Below are 12,443 nucleotides of genomic sequence, written 5' to 3'. Positions count from 1 at the left end.
AATATAATAGTATAATATGCTTGAAATAGATGGTAGTTTTGGGGAAGGAGGAGGCCAGATACTCAGGACTTCACTAGCCCTATCTGTTTTAACAGAAACTCCTGTCCACGTCTATAATATCAGGAGGAACAGGCCAAGGGAAGGATTAGCCCCGCAGCACTTGAAAACAATATCTGCAATTGAAGAGCTCACTGGCTCGATAGCAGAAGGGAAATCAATAAGCTCAACTGAAATTAAGTTTATACCCAAAAATGAGTTCAAAAGAAAGATCATGATTAATATTGGAACTGCAGGGAGCATTACTCTGCTATTGCAGTCCCTCATGGTACTTTTACCCTTTTTAGAAAATAAAACAACTGTCGGCGTCTACGGGGGGACAGATGTCCCATGGAGCCCCCAGATAGACTATCTTAGGGAAGTAACTGTACCGACTCTAGAGAGGATGGGGTACAGTATTTCAATCGGCAAAATAACGAGAGGGTACTATCCAGAAGGCGGGGGTTACGCCGAGATAGAGGTAAAACCTGTTAAAAAACTTAAATCAATCCAAATCGACAAATTTGAAAAATTGTCAAAAATTCAGGGTATTTCTTACTCCACAAATCTCCCTGAAAATGTTACTGAACGGCAAAAAAAATCCGCAAGGTGTGTGATTTCTAGAGAAGGTATCACGCCTAACATCAAACTTCAAGTTGAAAAGGATTCAAGCCAAAGGATCGGCTCCGGCATATTCCTTTTTTCAAAAGATAAGGACTCAATCATCGGAGACGGGTCATTGGGTGAAAGAGGGAAAAGGGCAGAAGAGGTGGGCCAAGAGGGGGCAAAACAGTTTATGGAGAAGTATTCGGAAGGGTTTGATTGTCACCTATCCGACCAACTAGTCCCATATATGGCTCTAGCGGAGGGGACATCTTCTATATATACCAAAAATACTTCTCATCTTGAGACAAATATCTCGATTTTGGAGAAATTTTACGATATTAAATTTTTATGGAAGGATAATTTGTTAGAAGTAGAGGGCATTGGGCTTGAAAATGTTTATATAGATTGAACTTTAATAAACTAAGGTGAGAGAATGGGAGAGCTAAAGAAAGTATCTGAATTTGTGTATGAGATTGAGAAAAAAGGTGAGATGAAAGTACCAGCTAGGATTTATGCCGATGACAAACTTATAGTTAAAATGAAGGAAGACCTGACATTAAAACAGGCGGAGAATGTATCTTGCCTTAAAGGGATTGAAGGTTATTCTTTTGTCATGCCTGATGGCCACCAGGGCTATGGATTCCCCATAGGTGGGGTCGCCGCAATGGATTATGAAAATGGCATCATATCCCCTGGGGGGGTCGGATACGACATAAACTGCGGGGTAAGGCTTCTAAAATCTGACTTAACTCATGATGATGTTTTTGAGAAAAGAAAGGATATTATTGATTCTATATTCAAAAATGTCCCTTCTGGGCTCGGTTCCCAGGGCAAGGTAAGATTATCTTCTAAAGATCTTGATGAGGTCCTGATGGTCGGGGCAAAATGGGCAGTTGATGAGGACTACGGCTGGAAAAAAGACCTGAAGCGCATTGAGAGCGAAGGCAGCATGGAAGGAGACCCAAGCAAGGTCAGCAGCAACGCAAAGAAGAGAGGGATGCCTCAGCTAGGAAGTCTTGGCAGCGGTAATCATTTCCTTGAAATGCAGGTTATCGATGAGATTTATGATGAAAAAATAGCTGCTGGATTTGGGCTCCGGGAAGGGCAGATCTGTTTTATGATGCATACAGGATCTAGAGGGTGCGGTCATCAGATATGCTCTGACTATATCCAGACAATGGAAGGGGCGCATAAAAAATACAATATAAAAATTCCAGATAGGGAGCTGGTATGCGCACCCGTCCACTCTAAAGAAGGGGAGGATTATTTCAAAGCCATGAGTTCAGGTGCTAACTTTGCATGGGCGAACAGGCAGATGATAACGCACTGGATAAGAGAATCTATTTCAAAAGTGATAGATGAGGATCCAGAAGATCTAGGATTAGAAATACTTTACGATGTTGCCCATAATATAGCCAAGCTCGAAAAACACAACGGCAAGAAGTACTGCGTCCATAGAAAAGGTGCAACAAGGGCATTTTGGAAAGGAAGAGAAGAACTACCAAAAGAATATGAAGACATTGGGCAGCCAGTTATAATCCCCGGTGATATGGGGACAGCATCTTACATAATGGTTGGAATTAAATCATCCAGTCAAACATTCGGCTCGACATGCCATGGTGCTGGAAGAGTACTTTCAAGGAGTGCAGCGATTAAGAAATTTAGGGGCGAAGACATAATTAAAATGCTTGAAAAACAAAATATATATGTCAAGGCAGCCTCTCCAAAGGTCGTTGCCGAAGAGGCGCCTGACGTATACAAAGATATCCACAACGTAGTGGATGTATGCGATAAAGCAGGGCTTGCAAAGAAGGTTGCAAAATTAAGGCCAATAGGGGTGGCTAAAGGATAGTTAATCCTTTAGATAGCCCTCGATGCTTTGATCCCACATCTTGTAAAAGAAATCCTTTGTTTTCTTTATTGTGGCCTTGTCGTTAGTTATTATTCCTGCTTCAAAGTGATCATAGAAGCTGTCTCTTGTTAGATCTGAGGAAGAAATCAACGCCTCTCTATCATCAGAAACTAAGAATCTAGCATGGCATTCCCTATTTACTCTGACCTCTGCGCCATTTTTCTTTAATATTTTGAACGCCTTTTTATTGCCTGGCCTTGTAATGTGTCTGAATATCACTCTTACTTTTGCACCCTTTTTCACAACATCTATTATAAAAGATACAATGGAATCATCGAGATACCCTGAAATAAGAAGCTCATTTTGAGTGTTTTCTATGAGATTAATGGATCTATCTTTTATAATTTTGTCTTGGGGGGTGGTGAAGATTAATTCAAAAGGAGATTCCAAAGGCGGTAATTTTTCGTAAGTAACTTTCTTAGATGATATTTCTTCAACTTCAGCGGCCTGGCCTAAAGTATAATAGACTCCGGGGTCTGCTACTACACATTCAGTAATCTTACTGATTTCTTCCCACAACTCTATTAGTTTTTTAGGATCGCCATGATTTAAAAATACTTTTTTTGGTGGTTCTTTAAATGATGAAACATAATCGATTAGATCTGGATGGGAAGCATGGGCAGAGAATTCAATCCATTCTACCCTCGACTTAATCTTTCTTAGTTTTCCATCCTCATCTTTAAATTCTCTTAATCCATCTAAAATTTGTCTGCCAAAAGTTTCTTCAACCTGGTAACCAACTAATAAAAGTGTGTTTTTTTCATCAGGTGCCCATGATTTAAAATAATCAATAACTGGACCCCCCGACATCATTCCCGCAGTAGTAACGACTATTACCGGCTCAGGTGACTGAATTATTTTCTTCCTGTTCCACACCTCTCTAAAAATTGTGCTGTTGAAAGGATTTTCTTTTTTGAAGAGATTTATCATCTTTTGATTCATCCAGTTGGGGTAGTTGTCGTAGATGTCATTTGCTTTGACAAGCATGCCCTCAAGGTATATGGGCTGCGATACCTCGCCCCTTTCCTTTGCCTCTTTTAGAATCATCATTATATTTTGGGCTCTGTCTATTGCAAAAACAGGTATCAAGACATTTCCTTTCTTCTTTTTTGTTTCCTTAATTATTCGGATGAGGTCCTTTTCTCTCTGTTCTATTGGTGGGTGTGTGTCACTTCTCATTCCATAAGTTGATTCTAGTATTAGGTAGTCCACTCCGGGTATTCCTTTTTTAACTGGATTTAAAGTTCTAACATCGGAGCCGATATCCCCTGTATAGACAATTCTTCCGTAAGGTGTGTCAAGACATATTTGAGCCGCGCCCAATATATGGCCGGCATCATAAAAAGTAAGGGATATGTCATCATTTATGTAGACCTTTTCTTCATAGTTTAGAGCTACTGCTCTAGCGATCTCTTTTCTTATATCTTCTTGATAATAAGGAACTTTTTCTCCCTGAAGCTCTTGGACTTTGATAAAATCTTTCTGGATTAAAAGTGCCAGGTCCATAGTTGGCTTAGTAAAGTATATGGGGCCGTTATATCCAAGAGAATAAAAACGGGGTGCATATCCAGAATGGTCAAGATGTGCGTGAGATATAATAATAGCTTCAATTGCGGATATGTTAACATCCGATAAATCAGGATACATTCCTTCCCCAGAAAGCTTTACTCCGCAATCAAAAATAAATATTCGTCCATCAATATCAACTTCAACGCAAGATCTTCCGACCTCGCCAGCAGCGCCTAACCATCTAATCTTCATGGACATTCAAAAGTAAAAACCTTTAAATGTTTTATGAATTATTAACTAACATGGAACTTCAATATCATATTAAGTGTAAGGATGGCGATATATTTCCTTACGTTATCATGCCAGGGGACCCAAATAGGGTAAATTTAATTGGGAGCTTTATGGAGGATGTCAAGCAAATTGCATCCAACAGGGAGTATACTACCATTTCGGGGTATTACAAGGGTGTTGGGATAAGTGTTACATCTACGGGAATTGGCGCACCCTCAACTTCCATTGCAATAGAAGAGTTAGCGAGGATTGGTGCAAAGACTTTGATTAGGGTGGGGAGCGCTGGGGCATTGGAAGAAACAATAAAATGTGGGGATTTAATAATAAACACAGCTTCAGTCAGATATGACGGTGCAACGAAAGATTATGTCAATCCATTTTACCCCGCAGTTGCGTCCTACGAAGTAACTCTTGCGTTAATAGAAGCATGTGAAAAACTTAATTATAGATATCATGTCGGCATTGGTGCCAGCAGAGATACATTTTATGGCGGGCAGGAGAGGCCTTCTTTTGGGGATTATCATCAGTCTTTCATGGATGATCTAATAGATGATCTGGAAAAAGCTAAAGTTTTAAATTTGGAGATGGAGGCATCAACAGTTTTTACACTTTCAAGTCTTTTTGGACTTAGGGCAGGAGCAATACTTGCTGTATTCGGAAATCGCAAGACTCAAGAGTTTGAGGTTAAAGGAGAAGAAGAGGCTGCAAAAGCAACACTTGAGTCGATAAAGATTCTCTCTGATTGGGATAAGATTAAAGAAAAAAAGAATAAAAAATACCTCTATCCCTCTTTAATCTAAAAAATTAGAGCAAATGTTTTAAAACGACCTAATTTTATACAATTAATCATGCCGTTGTAGCAAAGCTCGGCCATGCGCTAGACTCGTAATCTAGTTCGACGGGGGTTCAAATCCCCCCAACGGCTTCATATTCATTCTGAGTTCCGATTTGAAAAAAAATTCAAAAAGAAATAACATATAAGAAAGGTCAAAACTTATATAAAAGATTCTTCCAATTTATAGAATAACGCCGAAATATAGGGGATTTTTCAATTGAATCTTCACAGAAAAAGTAGACTAATTATTTCTTTGATGGTTATAGTTTCAACTATCTTAGTTTCCTTATTTTCTGGATTATTTATAATGGGGACATCTAATGAAATTGAAAATGACGCTATAACAAAGGAAATTGAGAAAACTGTCAAAATAATTAATTACGAAATATTAAACCTGGATTCAACTACAATTGATTGGGCATTCTGGGACGATACTTATTACTTTGCGATAGATAAAAACAATGACTATGTAGCCAATAATCTTATGGATGATACTTTTTCTTACCTAGAAATTAATTTTTTTATTATCTTGGGTACTGACGGTAAAATAATTTATAAAAAAGCTTATGACTTAGCTGAAGAAAAAGAAATAGATTTTCCTATAAGTTTAGAAAATTCAATATCTAATAATGAAACATTTTTACTAACAAAATCAGACAGCTTCGTAAGAGGGATCCTAAACACCGAAGAAATATCTGCTATTTTAGCATCTCGGCCGATTTTAAAAAGTGATTCCGCAGGCTCTATATATGGGACACTTATACTTGGTCAGTTTATAGATCCAAGTAAAATTAATACTTTATCAGAAATATCCCCACATAATATCCAATTATATAAAATAGATTCTCCAGAAGCAGATCAGATCTTGAAAGACTCACCTAATGATTTCTTAGAAGGAAAAAAGATGCATTCGAAAGTAATTAACGATTCTACAATTAATGGCTATTATATCTTGAAAGATATATACGGGGCACCAGGGCTCCTACTTGAAATTGAAGTGCCCAGGAACATATACTTAGCATTAAAGAAAGCAAGATTCTATTTTTTAGGGGGAATGTTGGGATTTGGTCTTCTTTTTGAGATAGCATTCCTTCTAGTACTAGAAAAGGGAATCCTTTCAAAAATTTTCAGTCTCGAAAAAGGAGTAAAGGAAATATCAACAAAAAAGGATTATTCTTCTAGATTAAATATTCACGGGGATGATGAGATTGATTCGCTTGCCTCTAATATTAATGAAATGATTGAAAATATACAAAAATCATCTATAGTACTAAAAGAGAGTGAAGAGAGGTATCGAACTTTATTTGAGGAATCGATGGATGCAATCTGGACTACGGAGTTAGATGGTAAAATTATCGCTGCAAATGAAGCTTCAGCAAAATTACTCGATATCCCTCTAAATCAATTGATTGGCTCAAATATCCTAGATTTCTATGAATCCCCAGGGGATAGAATTGAATTTCAAAATAAAGTCGCCGAATTAGGTTCAGTTAAAGAATACCCCCTAGATTTAATTACTAAAAAAGGGCAAAGAGTATATTGCCTTATTTCTTTTTCTGCTTGGCGGAGCAATAAAGGGGAGATTATTGGTTACCGTGGGATTGTCCACAACATAACAACTAGAAAATTATATGAAAAACAATTATTAGAATTAAATGATACTCTTAAAGTAATAAACAAAATATTAAGGCATGACATATTGAATGAACTCACTGTAGTCATGTCTATATGTGATTTGATAGAGACTGGGGACAATCGTCTAAAAGATAAAATGATAAAAACAATATACAAGTCAGTTAATCTAATTGAAAAGATGAGAGAGCTTGAGCAAGCTGTAACTTCAGGTGGGCAAATGAAGATATACAATCTTCAAGATGTAATAAATGAAGTAATCAAAAATTACCCCAATATAAGCTTCTCAATTTCTGGAGATTGTAATGTTGTTGCAGACGGAGCACTTAATTCTGTAATTGATAATCTTGTCCGCAATGCTATTGTACATGGAAAAACAGATAGAATTGACTTCAAGATAGAAAATGAAGAAAGATTTTGCTTCATGAAAGTTATAGACTATGGTAAAGGGATTTCTGAAGATATAAAAAAGAATATTTTTGATGAAGGGGTAAGTTTCGGTGAGAACAAGGGAAGTGGTCTTGGTCTCTATATCGTGAAAAAAGTAATTGAACGTTATGGCGGCACCATAACAGTGGAAGACAATAAGCCAAGTGGCACTATCTTCGCGGTAAAATTAAGAAAAACATATGAATTTAGCTAAGTGCTATCAAGTGAATTGTCACTATTCTTTGGATTACAGCTTAATTTTCCCGTATATTCTTTAAGTAATATGCTTCCCGTTAGTATAAACAGTCCTAACGCAAATCCGCCTATGACGTCTGTCAACCAGTGGACATTTAGGTATATTCTTGAAAATCCTATTAATAAGATCATAAAAGATGAAATGCTTATTGTGACCCCTTTTATCGCACGAGATTCACTCTTGTGCATAATAAGATAAGTTAGAAATCCAAAAAATACCACCGCATCAGCCGTATGGCCACTTGGAAATGAAAAGTCTGTTTTAGATATAATTCCATTTAAGGGTCTTGCCCTCATAATTATCTCTTTTAATACTAATAATACTATAGCATCTAACAATATAGTCATTGAAAAAAACAGGGCAAATTTTTTACAGTACCTTCTCAAAAGAAATACGGATAATAATATAGATATTACAATCATGGATACAAGATCAAAAATAACATCAATTAGAATTGATAATGACGTAAAGAAAGAATTCCTGATTTGAGGTATTGCCATATTAATAAATAAGTCAAATTGAACTAATGTTCCACTATTCAACACTTCTAGAAATATTACGAGAAATAATATTAAGGAAAATGTGTTAATAATGATTATATTCACAGAAGTTTTCATAATATTAATAATAAAAAATATTAGTTATGGAGCTTCTGAGACAGGCCCGTCATAAATTTCATCGCCTATCTTTATTTTCGTGAGATTGTTCAATCTTTTTTCAACTTCTTCAATACTCTTTTTTATTTTTTCTATTTCCTTTCTTATAGCTTTAACATCATTTTCTGCCATAATATGACCTCCACTAACAACTTAAGGGGAAAGGAAACAATAGACATTTTTATGATCATATCAAGATTTTATAATTAATCAATTCTTTCCCCAGTCATTATAATATGTTACTACTTGTATATTTATATATTTTTGGCTTTCAATAATATATATCCAATAGGCTTAATAACTAATTTAATATTTCCAAATCAAAGGTATATCAGGTGAAGAAATGAGACTAAGTGAATTTGAAAAGATGGTTTATGATGGCTTGATGAAGTGCGATAATCTTGAAGATTGTAAGACTATTGTAAAAGAATCAATAAATATGCTTAATGAATTTAAGGATGATGAAAATTCCAAGTCACACTACCTAATGACACTATCAAATCTTTCTACTATGCTTCAAATGATGAGCCACTCCTTGTCAGTTGAGCAGTTTAAGGAAGAGCTAAACAAAATTGTAGAACTCTGAATCACAAATAGTAGTAAAATCTACACTTCTCTCCTTTATTTACCCCTTCTGTATTTTCATTGATTAGTGCATAGCCAGTAGAACTAGAAATAGAAGAAATCACCCCAGAACCAGAAAGCCTTACCGGATAAATCTCACTGTCTTTTAAGATACACCTTACGAATTCGACTCTCCCTAATTCAGAAGAATAATTCTCGGAGAATGTTAAATCAACTGATTTCAATATTTTTGTTTTGAGGATATTTTCTAAATAAGGGACTACAAAGAGATAGAATTGGACAAAGGAAGCTACGGGGTATCCTGACATGATGAATATTGGGATGCCTTGAATAGAAAATCCTATTGGTTTACCTGGCTTAATTGTTACCCCGTGAAATACAATATTTTCTATAATTTTTGGAAGATAATCTTTTTTGCCGAATGAGCTACCCCCTGTAATTAATATAATGTCTGAATCTTTCTTAGAGATATTAATAACTTTTAAAATTTCTTCCTGATCGTCGGGTACTCTAAATTTGTGGACTACTTTACAAAAAGCCCTTATCGATAGTGAAGACAACATTATTGAATTTGAATCGATTATCTTTCCACTTTCTACTTCATTTGCGTCTTCAACTAATTCGTCACCTGTTACTATAATCGAGATCCTTGGAAGCTTCTTAACAACAATTTTTTCGATACCAAGTGATTTTAATAGTGAAAGATGTTCGGGGCCTATAATAGTTCCTTTCTTTAATATAAGATCCCCTTTTCTTATGTCCTCGCCTTTTCTAGAAACATGAAGATAGGGGAAGACTTTTTTGTAAATGTGAACTTTATCTTTTTCTCTATCTGTGAACTCCTGCATTACTACAGAATCCGCACCTTTTGGGATCATTGCCCCAGTCATAATCTCTATTGCAGTGCCCGCGGCTACCACTTTATGGGATACTTTTCCAGCAGTTATCGAATCAATTATTTCTAGAGTAACGTGAGAGCCTTCAGATATTGAAAATGTATCTTTAGCCTGTATCGCATAGCCATCCATTGCAGATCTATCAAAACCTGGTGAATCAAAAGGCGAATATATATCCTCAGAGATTATCCTATCCAAAGAATCATTAAGGGCAATGATTTCAGAATCAAAGACTTTTGAATGAGCTTTAACTAGTTCTAACGCCTTGTTGTAGGATAGCAATGATTTGAACTCTTTCATTTAGTCCCTCAGATGTTTTATCATATGCGCTGCTTCAGAAAGAATAATGTCTGTTCCAAGTTTTACCGCATTAAGGCTCCCAGGAAGGCAGAATATAACTTTTTCATCAATTGTGCCACAGATGGCTCCAGATATAATTCCGGGGTAACTTATTTCCCTAAAGCTTAAGTACCTAAATATCTCGCCGAAACCAGGTATCTCTTTGTTAAAATGCGGCCTTAGGGTCTGTATTGTAATGTCTCTTTTTGTTATCCCCGTCCCGCCTGTTGTAACAATGCAATCAACATCAGGGAGCATATCATACAAAGCCTTTTCTATAAGCTCCTTCTCGTCTGGAACGATGGCAGTCTTTACCACTATATTGTTCTTGGATAACTTCTCTTTTATGTGATTACCTGATTTGTCCTCGGCCGCTCCTTTATAACAGGAGTCTGATATGGTGATTATCCCGTAATTCAGGCTCTTTGGGGCGGTACTTTTGTGTTTTTCAGATGACATATTCACTTCTCCTTTTTTAGAACTCTTATGCCATATACCTCAGTCGAGGGGTACTGGCCCAAAGTGTCCTTTTCGTTCGATTTCACCATGTCCCATATTGTCAGAAGCGCCACAGAAACTCCGGTAAGTGCCTCCATCTCGACTCCTGTCTTGGACTCAGTCTTTACCATACATATAGCCTTTATAGAATCCTCATAGATCTCAAAATCGATATCAACCTTATTTATAGGAAGCCCGTGGCATAGCGGGATTAAGGCAGGCGTTCTCTTCACAGCTTGGATTGCTGCAATCTGCGCCGTCGTCAGGACGCTTCCCTTAGTTATCTTATTCTCTCTTATTAACCGGATAGTTTCTTTCTTTAGCTCTATTTTTCCCTCGGCAACTGCTGTCCTAACTGTTACATCCTTCGATGTTATATCCACCATTTTTACCCCTTTATCGGATAAATGTGAAAACATGACTATATCCCTCCATGCCAAAATACATTGTCTTCCATATATTCTTTTTTAAATATCGGCACTTCCTCTTTTAGCCTTTCAAGAATGTATTTACAAGCTTCAAATGATTTTGTCCTATCGATTGATTTGACTATTATTAAGACTATATTGTTTCCTACAATCAGTTCCCCATATCTGTGGATAATTGAACTTTCTATAATATCATATTTTTTCGTTGCATCAGTTTCAATTTCCCTTAATTTTTTCTCAGCCATTTCAGCGTAAACATCAAGTTCCATTTTCATAACTTTTTTTCCATCCATTTCTGATTTAACTGATCCTAAAAAAATAACTGAAGCTCCGCACTTGTCATTCTTTATTTTTTTTAATTCTTCATCAACGCTGAAATCTTCTCTTTGAAGTCTAATCATATTACCCCCCGCTTGAAGGTGTCATTAGGGCCACCTCATCGCCATCTTGTAATGGAACATCATCCTTAACATATTCTTGATTTAGTGATAAAACAATATTCTCTTTATTTTGTAGATTATATTTTTCAATAATTATTTTTAAAAGTTCAGCTATAGTTTTACCATTGCCCATTTCAATGCATTCTTGATTAACTCCCGTCTTCTCTTTAAAAAATGCAAAATACTTCACTAATATCCTCATTTTAGCACCAGTAGGGAGTTTTTGTTTTAATGGATTTAATTAGAGTATCTTTTAGTTTTTCGTGATCTGAAAAATCTTTTACTTTTATTAGATTATCATTTCTGAAGAGACAATTTTTGATTTCCCCTTCGCTTGTTAACCTGATACTTGTGCAATTTTTACAGAACACGGTGTTATGCATTGACCTTACAACTTCAATTTCTTGGGGAACAAAGTATTTTTTCCTGCGCTGCTTTTCTCTTTCGATTATTTTAATTGAATGGGATTCTAGGTGCTCCTCTATTGGTAAAAGGCTTGCATAGTTCTCTTTGTAAAAATCAGAATTAAGATCGTCTTTTGCGGATATAAGTTCAATTAACTGGAGGACCATCCCTTCTTTTGTGTAATTTATCATATCTTTTATTTCACGATAATTCCTTTGCATTACCACCATGTTGACTTTAATTGGGAATATTTTTTCCTCGTATGTCTTTTCAATCCCTTCCAATACATCTTTGAGTGCATCCTTACCCGTTATGCTCTTGTATACTTCATTGTTCATAGTATTTAGAGTAATATTGAATCTAGATATTCCCGCCTCTTTTAGATCTGATACCTTTTCAGACAAAAGAGTTCCATTGGTAGAAATTGATATATCTCCCATATACTTTGATGCAATTTCAACGATTTCAACTATGTCTTTCCTTAAGAGCGGTTCTCCGCCAGTAAACCTAACCTTTTTGATGCCCAAATCCTTTGACACTTTAAGGAGATCTTCAATATCTTCTTTCGTTATTTCTTTTCTACCGTTATCTGAATGAGAGCATTCGCCTTCGTGGTGGCAGTATATACAGTTTAAATTGCAACGTTGAGTTAATGCAACTCTAAGTACTTTTACAGGTATTTCAGACATT

Annotated in this window: 14 protein-coding genes and 1 tRNA gene; 6 read left to right on the top strand and 9 right to left on the bottom strand. The window is 36.1% G+C overall.

Annotated elements, in window-relative coordinates; genetic code table 11:
• Positions 1–16: 16 nt before the first annotated feature.
• Positions 17–1,051 carry an RNA 3'-terminal phosphate cyclase gene (gene rtcA, locus PLI06_00690; protein HOI76115.1) on the top strand — a complete coding sequence of 345 codons (1,035 nt, stop codon included), beginning with the start codon at positions 17–19 and terminating at the stop codon, positions 1,049–1,051.
• A 24-nt stretch (positions 1,052–1,075) separates the two neighbouring features.
• On the top strand, positions 1,076–2,494 hold the full coding sequence (locus PLI06_00685) for an RtcB family protein (GenBank protein ID HOI76114.1): 1,419 nt from the start codon (positions 1,076–1,078) through the stop codon (positions 2,492–2,494).
• Here the strand turns inward: PLI06_00685 and PLI06_00680 are convergent, their stop codons facing one another.
• On the bottom strand, positions 2,495–4,315 hold the full coding sequence (locus PLI06_00680) for a phospholipase D-like domain-containing protein (protein HOI76113.1): 1,821 nt from the start codon (positions 4,313–4,315) through the stop codon (positions 2,495–2,497).
• Positions 4,316–4,365: 50 nt separating this feature from the next.
• Here PLI06_00680 and PLI06_00675 point away from each other — a divergent pair, with 50 nt between their 5' ends.
• From PLI06_00675 to PLI06_00665, 3 genes are all read left to right on the top strand, one after another.
• Positions 4,366–5,154 carry a nucleoside phosphorylase gene (locus PLI06_00675; protein ID HOI76112.1) on the top strand — a complete coding sequence of 263 codons (789 nt, stop codon included), beginning with the start codon at positions 4,366–4,368 and terminating at the stop codon, positions 5,152–5,154.
• A 50-nt stretch (positions 5,155–5,204) separates the two neighbouring features.
• Positions 5,205–5,279, top strand: a tRNA-Thr gene (locus tag PLI06_00670).
• 127 nt (positions 5,280–5,406) lie between these two features.
• On the top strand, positions 5,407–7,464 hold the full coding sequence (locus PLI06_00665) for a CHASE4 domain-containing protein (protein ID HOI76111.1): 2,058 nt from the start codon (positions 5,407–5,409) through the stop codon (positions 7,462–7,464).
• On the opposite strand, the gene PLI06_00660 is transcribed toward PLI06_00665, so the two are convergent.
• Together PLI06_00660 and PLI06_00655 are read right to left on the bottom strand one after the other, a co-directional pair.
• Positions 7,461–8,111, bottom strand: coding sequence for a phosphatase PAP2 family protein (locus PLI06_00660; GenBank protein HOI76110.1), 651 nt, complete (start codon positions 8,109–8,111; stop codon positions 7,461–7,463). The two genes, PLI06_00665 and PLI06_00660, sit on opposite strands and share 4 nt — an antisense overlap.
• Positions 8,112–8,147: 36 nt before the next feature.
• Positions 8,148–8,294, bottom strand: coding sequence for a hypothetical protein (locus tag PLI06_00655; protein ID HOI76109.1), 147 nt, complete (start codon positions 8,292–8,294; stop codon positions 8,148–8,150).
• A gap of 211 nt (positions 8,295–8,505) precedes the next feature.
• On the opposite strand from PLI06_00655, the gene PLI06_00650 reads away from it, so the two are divergent.
• Positions 8,506–8,748, top strand: a complete 243-nt coding sequence (locus tag PLI06_00650) for a hypothetical protein (protein ID HOI76108.1) — start codon at positions 8,506–8,508, stop codon at positions 8,746–8,748.
• Position 8,749: 1 nt separating this feature from the next.
• Here the strand turns inward: PLI06_00650 and PLI06_00645 are convergent, their stop codons facing one another.
• The 6 genes from PLI06_00645 to moaA are packed head-to-tail and all read right to left on the bottom strand — an operon-like array spanning position 8,750 to position 12,442.
• Positions 8,750–9,943, bottom strand: a complete 1,194-nt coding sequence (locus PLI06_00645) for a molybdopterin molybdotransferase MoeA (GenBank protein HOI76107.1) — start codon at positions 9,941–9,943, stop codon at positions 8,750–8,752.
• A complete protein-coding gene (locus PLI06_00640) occupies positions 9,944–10,441 on the bottom strand; it encodes a MogA/MoaB family molybdenum cofactor biosynthesis protein (GenBank protein ID HOI76106.1) in 498 nt (165 codons plus the stop codon).
• Between the two features lie 2 nt (positions 10,442–10,443).
• The gene (gene moaC, locus PLI06_00635; GenBank protein HOI76105.1) at positions 10,444–10,899 is read right to left on the bottom strand and encodes a cyclic pyranopterin monophosphate synthase MoaC; all 456 of its coding nucleotides are present in this window, start codon (positions 10,897–10,899) and stop codon (positions 10,444–10,446) included.
• A 2-nt stretch (positions 10,900–10,901) separates the two neighbouring features.
• Positions 10,902–11,309, bottom strand: coding sequence for a molybdenum cofactor biosynthesis protein MoaE (locus PLI06_00630; GenBank protein HOI76104.1), 408 nt, complete (start codon positions 11,307–11,309; stop codon positions 10,902–10,904).
• Between the two features lies 1 nt (position 11,310).
• Entirely contained in the window at positions 11,311–11,550 is a 240-nt protein-coding gene (locus tag PLI06_00625; GenBank protein ID HOI76103.1) for a MoaD/ThiS family protein, read from the bottom strand.
• Position 11,551: 1 nt separating this feature from the next.
• The gene (gene moaA, locus PLI06_00620) at positions 11,552–12,442 is read right to left on the bottom strand and encodes a GTP 3',8-cyclase MoaA (protein HOI76102.1); all 891 of its coding nucleotides are present in this window, start codon (positions 12,440–12,442) and stop codon (positions 11,552–11,554) included.
• Position 12,443: the final 1 nt, after the last annotated feature.

The sequence above is a fragment of the Methanofastidiosum sp. genome, from assembly GCA_035362715.1.
Lineage (GTDB): Archaea > Methanobacteriota_B > Thermococci > Methanofastidiosales > Methanofastidiosaceae > Methanofastidiosum.
This window is presented reverse-complemented; position numbering and strand designations above follow the sequence as displayed.

Bases quoted from the DNA above. Each gene is read 5' to 3' on its own strand.
- PLI06_00645 (HOI76107.1), bottom strand. From the start codon at position 9,943: ATGAAAGAGTTCAAATCATTGCTATCCTACAACAAGGCGTTAGAACTA.
- PLI06_00680 (HOI76113.1), bottom strand. From the start codon at position 4,315: ATGAAGATTAGATGGTTAGGCGCTGCTGGCGAGGTCGGAAGATCTTGC.
- moaC (HOI76105.1), bottom strand. From the start codon at position 10,899: ATGTTTTCACATTTATCCGATAAAGGGGTAAAAATGGTGGATATAACA.
- PLI06_00685 (HOI76114.1), top strand. From the start codon at position 1,076: ATGGGAGAGCTAAAGAAAGTATCTGAATTTGTGTATGAGATTGAGAAA.
- PLI06_00675 (HOI76112.1), top strand. From the start codon at position 4,366: ATGGAACTTCAATATCATATTAAGTGTAAGGATGGCGATATATTTCCT.
- PLI06_00625 (HOI76103.1), bottom strand. From the start codon at position 11,550: ATGAGGATATTAGTGAAGTATTTTGCATTTTTTAAAGAGAAGACGGGA.
- moaA (HOI76102.1), bottom strand. From the start codon at position 12,442: ATGTCTGAAATACCTGTAAAAGTACTTAGAGTTGCATTAACTCAACGT.
- rtcA (HOI76115.1), top strand. From the start codon at position 17: ATGCTTGAAATAGATGGTAGTTTTGGGGAAGGAGGAGGCCAGATACTC.
- PLI06_00655 (HOI76109.1), bottom strand. From the start codon at position 8,294: ATGGCAGAAAATGATGTTAAAGCTATAAGAAAGGAAATAGAAAAAATA.
- PLI06_00650 (HOI76108.1), top strand. From the start codon at position 8,506: ATGAGACTAAGTGAATTTGAAAAGATGGTTTATGATGGCTTGATGAAG.
- PLI06_00640 (HOI76106.1), bottom strand. From the start codon at position 10,441: ATGTCATCTGAAAAACACAAAAGTACCGCCCCAAAGAGCCTGAATTAC.
- PLI06_00630 (HOI76104.1), bottom strand. From the start codon at position 11,309: ATGATTAGACTTCAAAGAGAAGATTTCAGCGTTGATGAAGAATTAAAA.